The organism is Brevundimonas sp., assembly GCF_036677305.1.
Taxonomy (GTDB): Bacteria; Pseudomonadota; Alphaproteobacteria; order Caulobacterales; family Caulobacteraceae; genus Brevundimonas.
On sequence record NZ_JAKFEB010000145.1, the window covers coordinates 1 to 18,739 of the forward strand.

Annotated in this window: 16 protein-coding genes and 1 riboswitch; of the genes, 11 read left to right on the top strand and 5 right to left on the bottom strand. The window is 68.0% G+C overall.

Annotated features, from left to right (window positions below; all coding sequences use genetic code 11):
• The 3 genes from V6M42_RS08320 to modA form a co-directional block, all read right to left on the bottom strand.
• Positions 1-548, bottom strand: a 548-nt coding sequence (locus V6M42_RS08320; protein ID WP_332678160.1) for an ATP-binding cassette domain-containing protein, incomplete at its 3' end; no start/stop codon positions are given.
• The gene (gene modB, locus V6M42_RS08325) at positions 548-1,243 is read right to left on the bottom strand and encodes a molybdate ABC transporter permease subunit (protein WP_332678161.1); all 696 of its coding nucleotides are present in this window, start codon (positions 1,241-1,243) and stop codon (positions 548-550) included. The genes V6M42_RS08320 and modB, both read right to left, overlap by 1 nt.
• A 9-nt stretch (positions 1,244-1,252) precedes the next feature.
• Positions 1,253-2,062 carry a molybdate ABC transporter substrate-binding protein gene (modA, locus tag V6M42_RS08330; RefSeq protein ID WP_332678162.1) on the bottom strand — a complete coding sequence of 270 codons (810 nt, stop codon included), beginning with the start codon at positions 2,060-2,062 and terminating at the stop codon, positions 1,253-1,255.
• 159 nt (positions 2,063-2,221) lie between these two features.
• A riboswitch (molybdenum cofactor riboswitch) is annotated at positions 2,222-2,353 on the top strand.
• Here modA and moaA point away from each other — a divergent pair.
• Complete coding sequence (gene moaA / locus V6M42_RS08335) at positions 2,343-3,335, top strand: GTP 3',8-cyclase MoaA (RefSeq protein WP_332678163.1); 993 nt, start codon at positions 2,343-2,345, stop codon at positions 3,333-3,335. It overlaps the preceding riboswitch by 11 nt.
• Here the strand turns inward: moaA and ftrB are convergent, their stop codons facing one another.
• The gene (gene ftrB, locus V6M42_RS08340) at positions 3,336-4,121 is read right to left on the bottom strand and encodes a transcriptional activator FtrB (protein ID WP_332660596.1); all 786 of its coding nucleotides are present in this window, start codon (positions 4,119-4,121) and stop codon (positions 3,336-3,338) included. It abuts the gene before it with no gap.
• Between the two features lie 300 nt (positions 4,122-4,421).
• Here ftrB and V6M42_RS08345 point away from each other — a divergent pair, with 300 nt between their 5' ends.
• The 10 genes from V6M42_RS08345 (at position 4,422) to mobA (ending at position 16,910) form a co-directional block, all read left to right on the top strand.
• Complete coding sequence (locus V6M42_RS08345; protein ID WP_332678164.1) at positions 4,422-5,765, top strand: MFS transporter; 1,344 nt, start codon at positions 4,422-4,424, stop codon at positions 5,763-5,765.
• Between the two features lie 12 nt (positions 5,766-5,777).
• Positions 5,778-7,172 (top strand): MFS transporter, encoded by a 1,395-nt coding sequence (locus V6M42_RS08350; protein WP_332660599.1) that lies wholly within the window; start codon positions 5,778-5,780, stop codon positions 7,170-7,172.
• A 2-nt stretch (positions 7,173-7,174) separates the two neighbouring features.
• Entirely contained in the window at positions 7,175-10,906 is a 3,732-nt protein-coding gene (locus tag V6M42_RS08355; RefSeq protein ID WP_332678165.1) for a nitrate reductase subunit alpha, read from the top strand.
• Positions 10,903-12,429 carry a nitrate reductase subunit beta gene (narH, locus tag V6M42_RS08360; RefSeq protein ID WP_332678166.1) on the top strand — a complete coding sequence of 509 codons (1,527 nt, stop codon included), beginning with the start codon at positions 10,903-10,905 and terminating at the stop codon, positions 12,427-12,429. The genes V6M42_RS08355 and narH overlap by 4 nt, the downstream gene beginning before the upstream one ends.
• A gap of 2 nt (positions 12,430-12,431) precedes the next feature.
• Positions 12,432-13,142: a nitrate reductase molybdenum cofactor assembly chaperone gene (gene narJ, locus V6M42_RS08365; RefSeq protein ID WP_332660604.1), complete on the top strand. Its 711-nt coding sequence runs from the start codon at positions 12,432-12,434 to the stop codon at positions 13,140-13,142.
• Between the two features lie 12 nt (positions 13,143-13,154).
• Positions 13,155-13,874 (top strand): respiratory nitrate reductase subunit gamma, encoded by a 720-nt coding sequence (gene narI, locus V6M42_RS08370; protein WP_332660605.1) that lies wholly within the window; start codon positions 13,155-13,157, stop codon positions 13,872-13,874.
• Positions 13,871-14,983: a peptidylprolyl isomerase gene (locus tag V6M42_RS08375; protein WP_332678167.1), complete on the top strand. Its 1,113-nt coding sequence runs from the start codon at positions 13,871-13,873 to the stop codon at positions 14,981-14,983. The genes narI and V6M42_RS08375 overlap by 4 nt, the downstream gene beginning before the upstream one ends.
• Positions 14,984-15,061: 78 nt before the next feature.
• Positions 15,062-15,643 carry a hemerythrin domain-containing protein gene (locus V6M42_RS08380; protein WP_332678168.1) on the top strand — a complete coding sequence of 194 codons (582 nt, stop codon included), beginning with the start codon at positions 15,062-15,064 and terminating at the stop codon, positions 15,641-15,643.
• On the top strand, positions 15,640-16,323 hold the full coding sequence (locus V6M42_RS08385; RefSeq protein ID WP_332678169.1) for a carbonic anhydrase: 684 nt from the start codon (positions 15,640-15,642) through the stop codon (positions 16,321-16,323). Before V6M42_RS08380 ends, V6M42_RS08385 begins: the two co-directional genes overlap by 4 nt.
• Positions 16,320-16,910 (top strand): molybdenum cofactor guanylyltransferase, encoded by a 591-nt coding sequence (gene mobA / locus V6M42_RS08390; protein ID WP_332678170.1) that lies wholly within the window; start codon positions 16,320-16,322, stop codon positions 16,908-16,910. Before V6M42_RS08385 ends, mobA begins: the two co-directional genes overlap by 4 nt.
• A 105-nt stretch (positions 16,911-17,015) precedes the next feature.
• Here mobA and guaA read toward each other — a convergent pair whose 3' ends face one another.
• Positions 17,016-18,578, bottom strand: a complete 1,563-nt coding sequence (guaA, locus tag V6M42_RS08395) for a glutamine-hydrolyzing GMP synthase (RefSeq protein ID WP_332678171.1) — start codon at positions 18,576-18,578, stop codon at positions 17,016-17,018.
• Between the last annotated feature and the right edge of the window lie 161 nt (positions 18,579-18,739).

The window sequence follows — 18,739 nt, forward strand, 5'->3', positions numbered from 1 at the left end:
AGAATGGGCGGCCCGTCGCGGGCCAGTTGATCAAGCCAGGGCAGGATGTCGCCGCGACGGGCGCCGTCCAGTCCCGCCAGCGGCTCGTCGAGAATCAGCAGGCGAGGCCGGGTCAGCAGGGCGCGTCCGATCGCGACGCGGCGGGTCTCGCCGCCCGACAGCGCGCCCGGAGAGCGCTCCAGCAAGGCCTCCAGCCCAAGCCGGGCCGCCGCCTCGTCCAGTTCGGGATGACGGTCGCCCGCCCGGCGCGCGCCGTACAGCAGATTGTCGCGCACGGTCATATGCGGAAACAGCCGCGCGTCCTGGAACACATAGCCGATGCGCCGCCTCCAGGCCGGAACCGACACGCCGTGGTCGCTGTCAAAAAGCACCTGCCCGTCCAGCGCCACCCGACCGCGGACGGGACGGATCAGACCGGCGACCAGCTCCGCGACCGTGGTCTTGCCGGCTCCCGAGCGGCCGAACAGGCAGGTGATGCGCGCGTCGCTCGAAAAGGCGACCTCGAGCGAGAAATCGCCGCGGGCGATATGGGCGGACACCTCCAGCATCAGCGCGCGCCTCCGATGCGACGCGTCGCGGCCCGGGCGCCCCATTCCGAGATCAGCAGGGCGCCGACCGACACCCCGACCGAGATCAGGACCAGCCTCAGCGCCGCCGCCTCGCCGCCAGGAACCTGGGTCAGGCTGTAGATGGCGAGCGGAAGGGTGCGCGTCTCCCCGGGGATGCTGGCGACGAAGGTGATCGTGGCGCCGAACTCGCCGAGCGACTTGGCGAAGGCCAGGACCGTCCCGGCCGCGACTCCGGGCAGGGCGAGCGGAAGGGTGATGGTCAGGAAGCGAACGAAGGGCCTCGCTCCCAGGGTCTCGGCCGCGCGTTCGATCCGCGGATCGACCATGTCGAACGACAGCCGCACCGCCCTGACCAGCAAGGGAAAGCCCATGACCGCGGCGGCCAGCGCGGCCCCCGTCCAGTCGAAGGCGAAGACGATTCCCGTCGGCTCGAGCAGGCGCCCCAGCGGACCGCTGCGACCGAACAGCAGCAGCAGGGCGTAGCCGGTCACGACCGGCGGCAGGATCAGGGGCAGATGGGTGAGGCCGGACAGCAGGGTCTTGCCGGGGAAGTCGGCGCGCGACAGCAGATAGGCCAGGGCGACGCCCGGCGGCAGGCTGAACAGGGTGGCCGTCGCCGCAACCTTCAGCGACAGGCCGATGATCTGCTGTTCCTCGGGGGTGAGCGCGAACATCGCGGCCGCTCAGACGCGCGCGGGAGCGAAGCCGAAACGCCGGAACAGGGCCTGTCCCTCCGCTCCGGCCAGGACATCCAGAAAGGCCCGCGCGCCCTCGGGGTCGCCGGCCCTGTCCCGTCGTCGAACCGGCGCGCCCGGATAGACGATCGGCGCATGGCTGGCCGCGGGAAAGGTCGCCGCCACCCGCACCCGCGGCTCGACGCGGGCGTCGGTCGCATAGACCACGCCGAGCGGGGCTTCGCCGCGCGCCACCAGGGCCAGGGCCGCCCGGACATCGGCGACCGGCGCCAGACGGTTCCTGACTTCGGGCCACAGGTCCAGGCGGGTCAGGGCCTGCTGGCCATAGCGGCCCGCCGGCACGGCGGCCTCAGCCAGGGCCAATCGACCATCACCCAGCCGGGCGGCGAATGCGTCCGGCGCGGCCAGGTCCACCGCGCCGCCGGACGCGGACGCCGGAGCGATCAGGACCAGACGATTGGCGGCGAGATCCCGGCGTGCGGACGCCTCGATCAGACCGCGTTGATCCAGCCAGTCCATCCAGGCCCCGTCGGCCGAAATGAACAGGTCCGCCGGAGCGCCCTGCTCGATCTGGCGCGCCAGCTGGGCGCTGCCGGCATAGGTCGCCCGCACGGTCTGGCCGGAGCGCCGCCGATAGTCGGCGACGGCGGCGTCCAGCACTTCTCGAAGACTGGCCGCCGCGAACAGATCGATCGGCGAAGACCGCGCGGGACGCCGGGGCGCGCAGGCGGCCAGGGCCGTGGCCGCGAGCAGCATCAGCCCGGTTCGCCGTCCGAAGCCCGCCTCCGCCTTCGCCATGGATCACACCTCCATCAGGACCGGTCCGCCCGCCCTGCCGTCCCGGTTAGCACGGCCGGCCCGTCAGCCGTACAAGGGCCGACAGGACCGCACTTGATCTTCATCAAGGCCGCCGGGGCCCCGCGTCATAGGGTGCAGCGGGACGACCGGCTAACAATCCCCTCGAGTTCGCTCCGAGCGGTCAGACCTACAGCGACGCCACGGTCCGGCAGCCGGATCCGCAAGGATCGAGGGCGGCGGGAGAAATCCCGCCGCCTCCCGTGTCTGGAAAGGAGCCTCCATGGCGCTCGACGCCGCCCCCCTGGCCGACGGCTTCGGTCGCCGGTTTCACTACCTTCGCCTGTCGGTGACGGAGGTCTGCAATTTCAGTTGCACCTACTGCCTGCCGAACGGCTGGAAGAAGACCGGCCCCCTGTCCTTCCTGACGGTCGAGGAGATCGGTCGTCTGGTGGCCGGGTTCTCCGGCCTGGGGCTCAGCAAGGTTCGGTTGACGGGCGGCGAGCCCACCGTCCGCAAGGATTTCAACACGATCATCCAGACGGTCGCGGCGGCGCCCGGCGTGGCCAAGGTCGCCATGACCACGAACGGCTGGAACCTGGCCCGCCACACCGCCGAGTGGCGCGCTTCCGGCCTCAGCCACATCAATGTCAGCATCGACTCGATCGATCCGGAGACCTTTCACAGGATCACCGGCCACGACAAACTCAATCAGGTCCTCTCGGGCCTGGACCTGGCGCTGGCCGAAGACTTCACGGCCGTAAAGGTCAATGCCGTCCTGCTGCGCGAGACGGCCGAGGCGGGCTTCGACGCCTGGGCCCGCTTCGTCCGCGATCGGCCCCTGGCCGTTCGCTTCATCGAACTGATGAAGACGGGGGACAATGACGACTATTTCGCCCGCCATCACGTAAAGGCCCAGGGTCTCCGCGACTGGCTGGAGCGGAACGGCTGGACACCCGCCCCGCGCGCCTTCGACGCCGGCCCGGCGCTGGAATATCGTCATCCCGACCACGCGGGCGCCATCGGGCTGATCGCCCCCTATGCCCCGGGCTTCTGCGACAGTTGCAACCGGCTGCGGGTCACCGCGCGGGGCAGGCTGCGCCTGTGCCTGTTCGGCGACGGCGGCGTCGACCTGCGCGATCTGCTGCAGGATGACGACGACCGCGAGGCGCTGACAGGGCGCATCGTCACGTCCCTCGGAGGCAAGTCCGCCGGCCATTCCCTCGCCGTGGGCCGGTCGGGCGACCTGCGAAACCTGGCCCAGCTGGGAGGCTGATCAGCCGCCGACGACGCCGAGGACGCGGCCCGTCTGGGTGGTCCACCGCTCGCTCTCGGCCTTGCCGACGACGCCGGACGCGGGCGGCATGTGATTGTCGATCAGCGGGTGCGGACGCGCCAGCCGCTCGAGAGCCTCGGGACGGCCGAGGCTGACCTCCGCGCCGTGCACGGCGACCCCGTAGCTGGACAGGCTGGCGAAGGCTCGGGACAGGTTTTCCGGAGACATGCCCAGCAGGGAGGCCAGCACCCGTTTCTCCTGCGGCAGGATGATCGGATCGCGCATCCCCTGACGGACCCTTTGGGTGATCAGATAGTTGGCCAGCCGCTCGACGCCGCCCCGAAGCTTCTGGTTCTTCACGGCCCGGACGAGACCGCGGTAACAGCCCGAAAGCTCCTGGGCCACGGCGAAACTGAACTGGGCGTCCTGTCGCATGGTGCGGCGAAGGGCCTCGCCTGAAAGCATGAGGATTTCGGACCTCTCCAGCGTCCGGGCCGACATCAGGGCGTCCGCATCCAGGACAACCGCAGCCAGGATGAAGGTGGAGACCGGACGCAACAGCGCCAGGGTGGTCTCTTTTTCCTTCCACGAACCCTGGAGTTCGACCGCGCCGTCCAGCAGCACATAGAGGAAGTCGACGGGGTCGCCCTCCATCAACAGGGTCGTGCCCGCGGGGAACCGCTGAAGGAAGGCGCCGGCGGTAACGTCCCGGAAGACTTCGGGTGAGGCCCGCGAGAACAGCGGCAGGGCTTTTACGCGGTCAAGATCCGCGGCGCGCATGGTCATCAGGCTTCCTCCTGGTCACAGCCGATCCCGGGCGCCTCGTCTGTCCGCGTTCGCTACACACAACCGCCACCCCGGTTCACCAGAACACCCCGATTGATGAATATCAATCGCCAGCAGCAAACTCGACAAATCCGGGACCGGCATAGGTCGATTTACTAAGAGCGTTCTGTATCGATCAGGATTCTGGCCCAACTCTACAAAGACTTCAATTGACAAGCATCAAATAGCGACTGTCGGACGCAGGCTAGGACTCCCCGGGACGGCGCCCCGCTAACGGGGCCGCCCATGGAGCATGGTCGGGTGGTATCCGCTTCCGAAACCTCAGCGCCGGGCGCCGGATCCGCCCTGTGGGTCAGCACCTTCGCCTTCACAGCCTGCTTCGCGGTGTGGACGATCTTCTCGATCATCGGCGTCCAGATCAAGGCGGACCTCGGCCTCACCGAAGCGCAGTTCGGTCTGCTGGTCGGGACGCCGATCCTGACCGGATCGCTGGTGCGGGTCTTCCTTGGCGTCTGGACCGAACAGTTCGGCGGGCGCCGGGTCAATCTGATCGTCATGGCCCTGGCTGCGGCGGCGACCTTCCTGCTGTCCTACGCCCAGTCCTACCCCCAGTTCCTGATCGCGGCCCTCGGCGTCGGCATGGCGGGCGGAGCCTTCGCGGTCGGGGTCGCCTATGTTTCGAAATTCTATCCGGCCAGCCGGCAGGGAACGGCGCTGGGCGTCTTCGGCGCGGGCAATGTCGGCGCGGCGGTGACCAAATTCGCGGCGCCCTTCGTCATGCTGGCGCTTGGCTGGGAAGCAGTGGCCCAGATCTGGGCCGGGGCGCTGCTGGTCATCGCCATCCTGTTCTTCCTCCTGACCCGCGACGAGCCCCAGTTGGTCGAGCGCCGCCGCACGGGTGAGAAGCCGGTGGCCGCGTGGCTGCAGCTGGCCCCCCTCAAGGACCTCCGGGTCTGGCGTTTCGCCCTCTACTATTTCTTCGTCTTCGGCGGGTTCGTGGCCCTCGCCCTGTGGCTGCCGCACTATCTGACCGGGGCCTATGGCGTGGGCATCGGCGTGGCCGGAATGCTGGCCGCGGCCTATTCGATTCCCGGCTCGCTGTTCCGGGTGTTCGGGGGCTGGCTCTCCGACCGGATCGGCGCCCGCAAGGTCATGTATCTGACCTTCATCATCAGCGTCGTCTGCGCCTTCATCCTGGCCTATCCGGCGACCTCCTATGTGGTCGACGGCATCGACGGGCCCATCCGTTTCCGCCTGGCGATGAGCCTGCCGGTCTTCACCGCGATCGTCTTCGTGCTCGGCTTCGCCATGAGCCTGGGCAAGGCGGCCGTCTACAAACACATCCCCGTCTACTACCCCGACCATGTCGGCTCGGTCGGCGGTCTGGTGGGGATGATCGGCGGCCTGGGCGGCTTCATCCTGCCGATCGTCTTCGGCGTCCTCAATGACCTGACCGGGGTCTGGACCAGCTGCTTCATGCTGCTGTTCCTGCTGGTCCTCGCCGCTCTCGTCTGGATGCATTTCGCCGTCCGCCGGATGGAGCATCAACGCTCCCCGTTGCTGGCGACCCTGCCCGAATTCCCCGAGCTGGCCGGCGTCGGTCCCGACAGGACCGCCGCCGCCTCCCCCACCCGTTCGCACTAGAGAAAGAGGCGCATGTCCCGTCACGTTCTGCACGACTGGCGACCCGAGGAGCCGGCGTTCTGGGCCTCTACAGGCCAGCGAATCGCCCGCCGCAACCTGTGGATTTCGATCCCGAACCTGCTGCTCGCCTTCTCCGTCTGGATGCTGTGGTCGACGGCGGCGACCCGGCTCAACATGGTCGGCTTCCGGTTCTCCACCGCTGAACTGTTCTGGCTGACGGCCCTGCCCGCGCTGTCCGGCGCGACCCTGCGGATATTCTACAGCTTCATGGTCCCCATCTTCGGGGGCCGCCTGTGGACCACGCTCTCGACCCTGTCCCTGGCGATCCCCGCCATCGGCATCGGCGTCGCGGTCCAGAGCACCGACACCCCCTATCCGGTGTTCGTCATCCTGGCCCTGCTCTGCGGCCTGGGCGGCGGGGCCTTCGCCTCGTCGATGGCGAATATCGGGTTCTTCTTTCCCAAGGTCGAGAAGGGCAACGCCCTGGCGTTGAACGCGGGGTTCGGCAACCTGGGGGTCAGCGTACTGCAGTTCACGGCGCCGCTGGTCACCGGCCTCGCCCTGTTCACGCCGCTGTTCGGAGCCCCGCAGACCTACGTTGAAAACGGCGTCCAGCACCAGGTCTGGCTGCAGAACGCCGGCTTCGTCTGGGCGCCGTTCATCCTGATCGCCGCCGCCGCCGCCTGGTTCGGCATGAACGACGTCGCCTCCGCGCGGGCCTCGTTCCGCGAGCAGGCCGTGGTGTTCAAGCGCAAGCACAACTGGCTGATGTGCTACCTCTACATCGGCACCTTCGGCTCGTTCATCGGCTTTTCGGCGGCCTTTCCCCTGCTGGGCAAGACGCTCTTCCCCGACGTCAACATCCTGCAGATCGCCTTCCTGGGCCCCCTGGTCGGAGCCGCCTCGCGGGCGATCACGGGCTGGGTCTCGGATCGCCGGGGCGGCCAGAACGTGACCCAGGTCGTCTTCTACGCCCTGATCGTGGGCGTGCTCGCGGTGCTCTACAGCGTCGGCGCCTTCGGCGGCGAACCGGCGTTCAGCCTGTTCTTCGCCAGCTTCATGTGGCTGTTCTTCTGGACCGGCGTCGGCAACGCCTCGACCTTCCAGATGATCCCGGCCCTGGTGCGGGCTGACATGCCCCGCCTGCTGCCCGGCGCCGGCCCGGCCGAGCGGCTGAAGGCGTCGGAGCTGGAATCGGCCGCCATCGTCGGCTTCTCCTCGGCCATCGGCGCCTATGGCGGCTTCTTCATCCCCCTGGCCTTCGCCAACTCCATGAAGGCCACGGGCGGGCCGATGACGGCCCTCTACATCTTCCTGCTCTTCTACATCACCTGCGCCGCCGTGAACTGGGTGTTCTACGCCCGCCGGCGCTCGATCCTGAACCTCTCTCCGAAATCGGCGGCCTGATCATGAGCCACACCCTGGACCGTCTCGCCTTCTTCACGCGCAAGACAGAACTGTTTTCCGACCGCCACGGCGTCATGAACGACGAGGACCGGAGCTGGGAAGAGGCCTATCGGAACCGCTGGCGCCACGACAAGATCGTGCGCTCGACCCACGGCGTGAACTGCACGGGCTCATGCTCGTGGAAGATCTACGTCAAGGGCGGGATCGTCACCTGGGAGACCCAGCAGACCGACTATCCCCGCACCCGGCCGGACCTGCCCAACCACGAACCGCGCGGTTGCGCGCGCGGGGCCAGCTACAGCTGGTATCTCTACTCGGCCAACCGGGTGAAATATCCGCTGGTGCGCTCGCGCCTGCTGCGGGTGTGGCGCAAGGCGCGCGAGACGCTGGAGCCGGTGGCGGCCTGGGCCTCGATCCAGAACGACCCCGCCGCCCGCAAGTCCTACATCAGCATGCGCGGGGCCGGCGGCTTCGTGCGGGCGGACTGGGAAGAGATCACGGAGATCATCGCCGCCGCCAACGCCCATACGGTCAAACGCTGGGGGCCTGACCGGGTGTTCGGCTTCTCGCCGATCCCGGCCATGTCGATGATCTCCTACGCGGCCGGCGCCCGTTACCTGCAGCTGCTGGGCGGCGTCACCGGCTCCTTCTACGACTGGTACTGCGATCTGCCTCCCGCCTCGCCCCAGACCTGGGGCGAACAGACCGACGTGGCCGAGAGCGCCGACTGGTACAATTCCAGCTTCATGCTGCTGTGGGGCTCGAACGTTCCGCAGACCCGCACGCCGGACGCGCATTTCTACACCGAGGCCCGCTACCGCGGGGCCAAGTCGGTGGTCATCTGCCCCGACTATTCGGAAGCCTCGAAATTCTCGGACCTGTGGCTGCCGGTCAAACAGGGCACCGACGCGGCCCTGGCCATGGCCTTCGGTCACGTGATCCTCAAGGAGTATCACGTCGACAGGCAGGTGCCGTATTTCCGCGACTACCTGCGCCAGTACAGCGACCTGCCGATGCTGGTCCGGCTCGTGCCCCAGGAGGGCGGCTATGCGCCCGAGCGGCTGGTCCGCGCCTCGGATTTCGTCGGCGATCTCGAACAGGCCAACAATCCCGACTGGAAGACGGTCGCCATCGACGAGGCCACCGGCGAGATCGTCGTGCCCAACGGTTCGATCGGCTTCCGCTGGGGCGAGGACGGTCGCTGGAACCTGGAGGAACGCGACGCCGCGGGCCGCGAAACCACGCTGAAGCTGGGCCTCAAGGACGCCCATGACGAGGTCGCCGGCGTCCGTTTCCCCTATTTCGCCAACACCGCCAGCAACGGCTTCGCCTCCACCGACCACCCCGATGTCCTGACCCGCAACGTGCCGGTCCGGCGCGTGAAGCTGAAGGACGGGGAGGCCCTGGTCGCCTGCGTCTACGACCTGTTCCTGGCCAACTACGGCGTCGACCAGGGCTTCGGCGGCGACTGCATGCCGGACTCGTTCGACGACCTTCAGCCCTATTCGCCGGCCTGGGCCGAGGCCATCACCTCGGTTCCCCGGGACCAGATCATCGCCACCGCCCGCGGCTTCGCCACCAACGCCGAGAAGACCAACGGCAAGTCGATGGTGATCATCGGCGCGGCGATGAACCACTGGTTCCACATGGACATGAACTACCGCGGCGTCATCAACATGCTGGTGATGTGCGGCTGCGTCGGCCAGTCCGGCGGCGGCTGGGCCCACTACGTCGGCCAGGAGAAGCTGCGGCCGCAGACCGGCTGGGCCCCGCTGGCCTTCGCCACCGACTGGATCCGTCCGCCCCGCCAGCAGAACTCCACCTCCTTCTTCTACGCCCACTCCGACCAGTGGCGGTACGAGACGGTGGGCATCGACGAACTGCTGTCGCCGACGGCCCCCGAGGGTCCGTGGAAGGCCTCGATGATCGACTTCAACGTCCGGGCCGAACGGATGGGCTGGCTGCCCTCCGCCCCGGCGCTGAAGAGCAACTCGCTGGAGCTGGCCGCGGCCGCCGAGGCGGCGGGCGTCGACGCCAGGACCTTCACCGTCGACGGACTGAAGGACCGATCTATCGAACTGTCCTGCATGGACCCGGACGACCCGGCCAACTGGCCGCGCAACATGTTCATCTGGCGCTCCAACCTGCTGGGCTCCTCGGGCAAGGGCCACGAGTATTTCCTCAAACACCTGCTCGGCGCCTCGCACGGCGTGCAGGGCAAGGACCTGGGCGAAACCGGTCAGGTGAAGCCCGTCGACGTCGTCTGGCATGACGAGGCGCCGGAGGGAAAACTCGACCTGCTGGTGACGCTCGACTTCCGTATGTCGACCACGGCGGTCTACTCCGACATCGTTCTGCCGACGGCGACCTGGTACGAGAAGAACGACCTCAACACCTCCGACATGCACCCCTTCATCCACCCGCTGTCAGCGGCCGTGGACCCGGCTTGGGAGTCGCGGTCGGACTGGGACATCTTCAAGGCCATCGCGAAGAAATTCTCCGCCGTCGCGCCGGAAGTCCTGGGGGTGGAGAAGGACGTCGTCCTTACGCCGATCCAGCACGACAGCCCCGGGGAAATGGCCCAGCCGCTGGAGGTGCGGGACTGGTACCTCGACGAATGCGAGGCGATCCCGGGCAAGACCATGCCCCAGATCACGGTGGTCGAGCGCGACTACCCCAACCTCTACAAGCAGTTCACGGCGCTCGGCCCGCTGCTGGCCAATGTCGGCAATGGCGGCAAGGGCCTGGGCTGGAACACGGCCCACGAGGTCGACGAGCTACGGGCCCTGAACGGGGCCGTGCTTGAGCCCGGCCTGACCGAAGGCATGCCCAGCATCGATACGTCGATCGACGCCTGCGAGACGATTCTGATGCTGGCGCCGGAAACCAACGGCGAGGTGGCCGTGAAGGCCTGGGCGGCGCTGGAGAAACAGACCGGGCGCGACCACATCCACCTGGCCCTGCCCAAGGAGGACGAGAAGATCCGCTACCGCGATCTCCTCGCCCAGCCGCGCAAGATCATCTCATCGCCCATCTGGTCGGGCATCGAGAGCGAGAAGGTCTGCTACAACGCCGGCTACACCAATGTGCATGAGCTGATCCCCTGGCGGACGCTCACGGGCCGGCAGCAGCTCTATCAGGATCACCTGTGGATGCGGGCCTTCGGCGAGGCGCTGTGCGTCTACAAGCCGCCGGTGGACCTCAAGACCACGCACGTGAAGGGCCTCAAGCCCAACGGCGAGACCGAGATCGTTCTGAACTTCATCACGCCGCACCAGAAATGGGGCATCCACTCCACCTATTCCGACAATCTGCTGATGCTGACGCTCAACCGCGGCGGCCCGGTGGTCTGGATTTCGGAGACGGACGCCCGCAAGGCCGACATCGTCGACAACGACTGGATCGAGGTCTTCAACGCCAACGGGGCCCTGACGGCCCGGGCCGTGGTCTCCCAGCGGATCCGTGAAGGCACGACCTTCATGTACCACGCCCAGGAGAAGATCGTGAACACGCCGGGGTCGGAGATCACCGGACGGCGCGGCGGCATCCACAACTCGGTCACCCGCACGGTGCTGAAGCCGACCCACATGATCGGCGGCTACGCCCAGCTGGCCTACGGCTTCAACTACTACGGAACCGTGGGCTCCAACCGGGACGAGTTCGTCGTCCTGCGCAAGATGAAGACGGTCGATTGGCTCGATGAGCCGCTCGAAGCGAAGGAGTTCGGCCAATGAAGATCCGCGCACAGATCGGCATGGTGCTGAATCTCGACAAATGCATCGGCTGCCACACCTGTTCGGTGACCTGCAAGAACGTCTGGACCAGCCGCAAGGGCGTTGAGTACGCCTGGTTCAACAACGTCGAGACCAAGCCGGGCATCGGCTATCCCAGGGAGTGGGAAAACCAGAAGAAGTGGAACGGCGGCTGGCGGCGCAAGGCCAACGGCAGGATCGAGCCGCGCATGGGCGCCAAGTGGCGCATCCTGGCCAGCATCTTCGCCAACCCGGACCTGCCCGAGATCGACGACTATTACGAGCCGTTCGACTTCGACTACGGCCATCTGCAGACGGCCCCGGAGATGAAGCATTTCCCCACCGCCCGCCCTCGCTCGCAGATCACGGGCAAGCGGATGGAGAAGATCGAATGGGGGCCGAACTGGGAGGAAATCCTCGGCGGCGAGTTCGCCAAGCGGTCCGAAGACGCCAATTTCGAGGGCGTCCAGAAGGAGATCTACGGCCAGTTCGAAAACACCTTCATGATGTACCTGCCGAGGCTGTGCGAGCACTGCCTCAACCCCACCTGCGTGGCCGCCTGTCCTTCCGGCGCGATCTACAAGCGCGAGGAGGACGGCATCGTCCTCATCGACCAGGACAAGTGCCGGGGCTGGCGGATGTGCGTCTCGGCCTGCCCGTACAAGAAGATCTATTACAACTGGGACTCCGGAAAATCGGAGAAATGCACCTTCTGCTTCCCCCGCATCGAAGTCGGCCAGCCGACCGTCTGTTCGGAGACCTGCGTCGGCCGCATCCGCTATCTGGGCGTGCTGCTCTATGACGCCGACCTGATCGAGGCGGCGGCTTCGACCCCGGATGAGAAGGACCTCTACCAGGCCCAGCTCGACATCTTCCTCGATCCCCACGATCCGGCCGTCATCGCCCAGGCCCGGGCCGACGGCGTGCCGGAAGCCTGGCTCGAGGGGGCGCGGCGCAGCCCGGTCTACAAGATGGCGATCGACTGGAAGGTCGCCTTCCCGCTGCACCCCGAATACCGGACCCTGCCCATGGTCTGGTACGTCCCGCCGCTGTCGCCGATCCAGAACGCCGCCGCCGTCGGCGCCCTGGAGATGGACGGCGAGATGCCGGATGTGAACTCGCTGCGCATCCCGGTGAAATACCTCGCCAACCTCCTGACCGCCGGGGTCGAGGCGCCCGTGACCCTGGCGCTGCGGCGAATGCTGGCGATGCGCGCCTATATGCGCGCCCGGACGGTGGACGGCCGGATCGACCACGGCCTGGCCGAAACGGTCGGCCTGACCGCGGCCCAGATCGACGACATGTACAGGATCATGGCCATCGCCGACTACGAGGACCGGTTCGTCATCCCCTCGACCCACCGCGAGACCGTCGAGGACGCCTACGACCTGCGGGGGAACTGCGGCTTCACCTTCGGCAACGGCTGTTCGGGAGGCCGCACCGAACTGGGCCTGTTCGGCGCCGACAAACGCTCACGCGCCAAGCCGACAGCAGAGGTGGCCTGATCATGGCCCTGACCTATCGCGCCCTCGCCCTCCTGCTCAGCTACCCGACCGCGGAGATCCAGGCGGCCGCGCCCGAGATCATGGCCGCCATCCGGTCGGAAGGCATGGTCCCCGCACCGATCGTGGGGGCCCTGGAAAAGCTCGTTCGCAAGCTGGAACAGGACGACCTGTACGACCTTCAGGAGGGCTTCGTTCACCTGTTCGACCGGACGCGGTCGCTGTCGCTCAATCTGTATGAGCATATCCACGGCGAGAGCCGCGATCGCGGGCAGGCGATGGCGGCCCTGATCGAACTCTATCGCTCCTACGGACTGGAGCTGACGGCCAGCGAACTGCCGGACCACCTGCCGGTGTTTCTGGACTTCCTGTCGACCCTGCCGGACGAGGAAGCCGCTTCCCTGCTCGGCGAGGGCGCGCACGTCCTGGCCGCCCTGACCGAGCGGCTGCACAAACGCCAAAGCCCCTATCGGGCCGTGTTCGGCGCGCTCACGGCCATGACCGGAGCCGTGCCGGATTCCGACGCGGTCGCCGCCCTGATGCAGGAACCGGACGACAATCCCGACGACCTGGAGGCGCTGGACAAGGCCTGGGAGGAGACCGCCGTCACCTTCGGTCCATCCGACGTCGACTGTCCGAAGGCCGATTCCATGTTGTCCGCCATGAACGCCGCCCCGCCCGCCGACAAGAGCCGCCGCGCCGGCGCGGCCGCCTGAGGACCCCCCGCCATGGATATGAACACCTTCTTCTTCGGGGTTTATCCCTACATCGCCCTCGCGGTTCTGATCCTCGGGTCGGTCATTCGTTTCGACCGCGAGCAGTACACCTGGCGCACGGGCTCGTCCCAACTGCTCCGGCGTAAACAGCTGATGTGGGGCTCAGTCCTCTTCCACGTCGGCATATTGATGATCTTCGGGGGGCACCTCGTCGGCCTGCTCACGCCCGTGGTGATCTGGGACAGCCTGGGCGTCGCCCACGCCTTCAAGCAGATGCTGGCCATCGTCGCGGGCGGCTTCGCCGGCGCGCTGATGCTGATCGGCGGCCTCCTGCTGCTGCATCGACGCCTGTTTGACCCCCGCATCCGCGCCACCTCCAAATTCGGCGACACGGCGATCCTGATCATCCTGCTGGTCCAGCTGCTTCTCGGCCTGTTCACCATCCGCGTCTCGATGGGTCACCTGGACGGCGCGGAAATGATCAAATTCATGACCTGGGCGCAGGGGATTTTCACCTTCAGGACCCGCATCGCCGATGTCGTGGCCAACGTCGACTGGGTGTTCAAGATCCACATCGTCCTGGGCCTGACGATCATGATTTTCTTCCCCTTCACCCGGCTGGTCCACATGCTCTCGGCGCCGGTCTGGTATCTGAACCGCCGCGGCTGGCAACTTGTCCGCAGCAAGCGACGGATGCCGGTGACGCGCCGCGCCGGGGATTCGATCCGATGAGCGCAGTCATCGTCGTCGACGGCGTGGCGCTTCCCGAGCGCCTGGTGGCGGAAGAGGCCCAGAACCATCCCGCCGCCGGCGCCGAGGCGGCCCGGGCGGCGGCGGCCCACGCCCTGGCCATCAAGGCCCTGTTGCTGGATCGCGCCCACCAGCTCGGCCTGACGCCCGATCCTGAACGGGACGAGGACGGCCGCGAGGAGACGCCCGAGGAAGCCCTGGTCCGCGCAGTGCTCGACGCCGAGATCGAGGTGCAGCGCCCCGGCGAGGAGGAATGTCGGCGGGTCTATGACAGCGCGCCCGAACGGTTCCTCACCCCGTCCCTGACCCAGGCCTCCCATATCCTGTTCGCGCCCAAGGGCGAGCACGAGGCCGACTGGGCGGACGCGCACGCCGCCGCCCGGGCGGCGATCGCCGAACTGGCGCTTCATCCGCACAGGTTCGCGGACCTGGCCAAGGCGCTGTCGGACTGCCCGTCGAAGGGCGTCGGCGGCTCGCTGGGCCAGCTGTCGCCGGGCGATCTCGCCGCGGAGGTCGAGGCCGGGCTGGACCGTCTGCAGGATGGCGAGACCGCCTCGGAGCCCATCCGGTCACGCTTCGGCTGGCACGTCCTGCGACTGGAGCGCCGGATCGAAGGTCGCCTGCTGCACTTCGACCATGTCCTGCCCCGCATTTCCCTGCATCTGGAGAGCCGGGCCTGGACGGCCGCGGCGGCCCGATATGTCTCCGGCCTCGTGGCCGAGGCCCGCGAGCGGGGCGTGGCCCTGAGCGTCACGGAGGACGGCGGCGTCGCGCCCGGCGCCCTGTCCCTGGGCGACCTGCTGAACGACCGGTCCGCGGTCGCCGCGCGGCTGGAGGTCTGGCTGGACGAGGCCGATCCGGCGCTGGCCGCCCAGGCGCGCCAGATCGCCGCCGAGCGCGGGGTGGCCCTGGCCGAATTCGTCCAGGGCGAAATATCCGGATTCATCCAGGGCGCTGACGACCAGGGCTGGACCCGGCTGATCTCCGCCGCCCAGGGCTCGGACGACCCGGCCCTGGCCTGCGTGCGGGCGATCCTGAAATCGAAGCTGACGGCCCCCGGGCGGACCTTCACCCTGATCCGGAGGCACTGACATGGCTGCGACCGGCCGCACCTGCCGTCCCGGCCTCCTGATGATGGCGCCGGCGGATCGACGACCGGCTCGAGACCGATGACCGGGCAGGCAGGGCGGACAGGCCAGAGCCGCTGGATCGAGCCGCTGCCCCCCGAGCTGGTTCATGAACCGCTGAACTGGCTGTTCGCCGACCACTATCGCCATCGTCAGCTATGCCGGCTGCTGGAGCGGGTCGGAAACGCGACCGTCCTGCTGCGCGACGAGGCCCGGGAAATCGTCGACTTCCTGCGCCACGACATGCCCCTGCACATCATCGACGAGGAGGACGACCTGTTTCCGCTTCTACGCCGGCGATGCCAGCCTGCGGACGAGCTGGGCGCCCTGTTGGGCGCGCTGTCGGCCGAGCACCGCGACGATCTGGAACAGGCCCGCGCCCTCGCCTCCGGTCTGGAACGGGCGCTGACGGACGGCCAGGCGCCCGGTCGTGACCGGGACACCCGACGCCTCTTCACGGAGTTCGCCCTGCACGACCGCCGCCATATCGCCCTTGAGAACGCCGTGGTTCTGCCCATCGCCCGGCTTCGTCTGACGGCCGCGGACCTCAGGTCGCTCAGCGTCCGGCTGGCGGCGCGGCGCGGCATTCTGCTGGATCCCCCGGGCGACGAGGCCGCGTCATGATCGAGGATCTGCTTCGCAACAATCTGACCTGGGCGGCGACCCGGACCCGGCTCGACCCGGAGTATTTTCGCCGGCTGTCGACGCAGCAGACGCCGCAATATCTCTGGATCGGCTGTTCCGACAGCCGGGTTCCGGCCAATGAAGTGGTCGGGCTGCAGCCGGGCGAGCTGTTCGTCCACCGCAACGTCGCCAACCTGGCGCCGGCCCAGGACATGAACCTGCTGGCCGTGCTCCAGTTCGCCCTGGAGTCGCTGAAGGTGCGGCACATCATCGTCTGCGGCCACTACGGCTGCGGCGGCGTGCGCGCCGTGCTGGACGGACAACGTCACGGCGTCCTCGATCACTGGATGCAACGGGTGCAGCGCCTCTGCGAGGACCATCAGTCGGACCTCGACGCCATCCACGACCCGGAAACACGGGTCAATTTCATCTCCGAAAAGAACGTGCTGGCCCAGGTGAGGTCGCTGTCCCGCAACCCCTTCGTCACCGACGCCTGGCGCCGCGGCCAGCCGCTGTCGATCCACGGCTGGATCTATTCCATTCGCGACGGCCTTGTCCGGGACCTCGAGACGACGGTCAGCAACGCCGACGAGGCCGGCCGTCTGGTCGCGCCGCTCCCGCTTCCCCGACGGGGGGCCGGCTCCAGGACGGGACGGTCGAGACAACGCGGGGCCGCATGACCCTCGTCATCGCAATCCTCGCCGGCGGAGCGGGTCGGCGGATCGGCGGCGACAAGCCCCATCGGCGGCTGGGCGGAACCCGCCTCCTGGACCGGACCCTGGAGACGGCCCGCGCCATCCCCGCGCCGATGATCCTGGTGGTGCGCGAGCCCGATCAGGTGAGCGGCTTCGCCGGGACGGTCGTGCTGGACGCGCCGGGGATCGCGGGGCCCCTCGCCGGCCTGTCCTCCGCCCTCGCCTGGGCCGCGGACGCCGGCGCCGACAGGGTCCTGACGCTTCCCTGCGACATGCCCTTCCTGCCGGACGACCTCTGCCTGCGGCTGGAGTCGGCCTTGACGAAGGACGTCGGGGCGGCGGTCGCCGCGAGCGGGGGCCGGCTGCATCCCGTCTGCGCCTTGTGGCGCACCTCCACGGCGCCGACCCTGGCGCAGAGGGCGAGCGAGGGACGCCTGTCCCTGCGCGGCCTGGGCGAAGCCGTCGGCTGGGCCGTCGTGGATTGGCCCGTCGATCGCGGCGATCCCTTCATCAACATCAACACCGCCGAGGATATGACCATGGCGGAGGCGACCCTGCGGAGGCAGTCCTGACCCGCAGTTGGTCCAGCGTCGCCGGGGCCGCCGCTTATGCCCCCTCTGGACGGGACAGGATGGTCCAGCGTGAAAGCGCCGTCGAAAGGCTGCGAAAGCCCCGGCCTATTCCCACTCGATCGTGCCGGGCGGCTTGGACGTCACGTCGTAGACCACGCGGTTCACGCCGCGGACCTCGTTGACGATGCGCGTGGCGCAGCGGCCCAGGACGTCCCACGGGAATTCGAAGAAGTCCGCCGTCATGCCGTCGGTCGAGGTCACCGCGCGGAGAGCCAGCACCTTCTCATAGGTGCGCGCGTCGCCCATGACGCCGACGGTCTTGACCGGCAGCAGGACGGCGAAGGCCTGCCAGATGCTGTCGTAGAGACCGGCCTTGCGGATTTCCTCGAGATAGATGGCGTCGGCCTGTTGCAGGGTCTCGACGGCGTCCGGCGTGATCTCGCCGGGAATGCGGATGGCCAGGCCCGGTCCCGGGAAGGGATGCCGGCCCACGAAGGCGTCGGTCAGGCCCAGTTCGCGGCCCAGGGCGCGGACCTCGTCCTTGAACAGTTCGCGCAGCGGCTCGACCAGCTTCAGCTTCATGAAGTCGGGCAGGCCGCCGACGTTGTGGTGGCTCTTGATGACGTGGGCCTTGCCGCTGGACGACGAGACGCTCTCGATCACGTCCGGATAGAGGGTGCCCTGGGCGAGGAATTCGGCGCCCTCGATCTTGTTGGCCTCGCGATCGAAGATCTCGATGAAGACGCGGCCGATGGTCTTGCGTTTGGTTTCCGGGTCCGACTGACCGGCCAGGGCGCCGAGGAATTCCTTTGACGCATCAACGTGGATCAGCGGAATGTTGTAGTGTTCCCTGAACAGGGTTGTGACCTGTTTCGCTTCGTCCTTGCGCAGCAGGCCGGTGTCGACGAAGACGCAGGTCAGCTGGTCGCCGATCGCCTCATGGATCAGCACGGCGGCCACCGAACTGTCGACGCCGCCCGACAGGCCGCAGACCACCCTGGCCGATCCGACCTGTTCGCGGATCTGCGCGATCTTCTCGTCGCGATAGGCGGCCATGGTCCAGTCGCCCTTCAGCCCGGCGATGCCGTGGGTGAAGTTCTTCAGCATCGTCGCGCCGCGCGGGGTGTGCATCACCTCCGGGTGGAACTGGACGCCGTAGAAGCGGCGCGCCTCATCCGCGATCACGGCGTAGGGCGAGCCCTCGGACGTTGCGACGACGTCGAACCCTTGCGGAATGGCGACGATCTTGTCGCCGTGGCTCATCCAGACCGTCTCGTCCTCGCCGACCGGGGCCAGGTCGGCCAGCAGGGGCGAGGTCTTCTCGACGGTGATCTCCGCGCGGCCGAACTCGCGGGTGTGGCCGCCCTCGACCTTGCCGCCCAGCTGTTCGCACATGGTCATCTCGCCGTAGCAGATGCCCAGCACGGGAACCCCGGCCTCGAACACGCCCTGGGGCGCGCGCGGACTGCCCTCCTCGTGCACGCTCTCGGGTCCGCCCGACAGAATGATGGCCTGCGGCTTCATCGCCGCCAGCGCCGCCTCGGCCTTGGCGTAGGGATGGATCTCGCAATAGACGCTCGCCTCGCGCAGGCGCCGGGCGATCAACTGGGTGACCTGGCTGCCGAAGTCGACGATCAGGACCTTCTGGTGATCAGCGGGGGCGGTCATGCGGGCTCCGTTACGGCAGGCGTGAAATGGTCATGCAACAGGTCGAGCGCGGCGGCCAGAGCCTGATCGACTTCGGCGAGGGCGTCGGTCCAGTGTTCGAGGGCGGACAGCTCCGAACGGCCGTCCGAGACGCCGCGCAGGCCCAGCACCGGCACGCCGAA

Bases quoted from the DNA above. Each gene is read 5' to 3' on its own strand.
- modB (WP_332678161.1), bottom strand. From the start codon at position 1,243: ATGTTCGCGCTCACCCCCGAGGAACAGCAGATCATCGGCCTGTCGCTG.
- modA (WP_332678162.1), bottom strand. From the start codon at position 2,062: ATGGCGAAGGCGGAGGCGGGCTTCGGACGGCGAACCGGGCTGATGCTG.
- moaA (WP_332678163.1), top strand. From the start codon at position 2,343: ATGGCGCTCGACGCCGCCCCCCTGGCCGACGGCTTCGGTCGCCGGTTT.
- ftrB (WP_332660596.1), bottom strand. From the start codon at position 4,121: ATGACCATGCGCGCCGCGGATCTTGACCGCGTAAAAGCCCTGCCGCTG.
- V6M42_RS08350 (WP_332660599.1), top strand. From the start codon at position 5,778: ATGTCCCGTCACGTTCTGCACGACTGGCGACCCGAGGAGCCGGCGTTC.
- V6M42_RS08355 (WP_332678165.1), top strand. From the start codon at position 7,175: ATGAGCCACACCCTGGACCGTCTCGCCTTCTTCACGCGCAAGACAGAA.
- narH (WP_332678166.1), top strand. From the start codon at position 10,903: ATGAAGATCCGCGCACAGATCGGCATGGTGCTGAATCTCGACAAATGC.
- narJ (WP_332660604.1), top strand. From the start codon at position 12,432: ATGGCCCTGACCTATCGCGCCCTCGCCCTCCTGCTCAGCTACCCGACC.
- narI (WP_332660605.1), top strand. From the start codon at position 13,155: ATGGATATGAACACCTTCTTCTTCGGGGTTTATCCCTACATCGCCCTC.
- V6M42_RS08375 (WP_332678167.1), top strand. From the start codon at position 13,871: ATGAGCGCAGTCATCGTCGTCGACGGCGTGGCGCTTCCCGAGCGCCTG.
- V6M42_RS08380 (WP_332678168.1), top strand. From the start codon at position 15,062: ATGACCGGGCAGGCAGGGCGGACAGGCCAGAGCCGCTGGATCGAGCCG.
- V6M42_RS08385 (WP_332678169.1), top strand. From the start codon at position 15,640: ATGATCGAGGATCTGCTTCGCAACAATCTGACCTGGGCGGCGACCCGG.
- mobA (WP_332678170.1), top strand. From the start codon at position 16,320: ATGACCCTCGTCATCGCAATCCTCGCCGGCGGAGCGGGTCGGCGGATC.
- guaA (WP_332678171.1), bottom strand. From the start codon at position 18,578: ATGACCGCCCCCGCTGATCACCAGAAGGTCCTGATCGTCGACTTCGGC.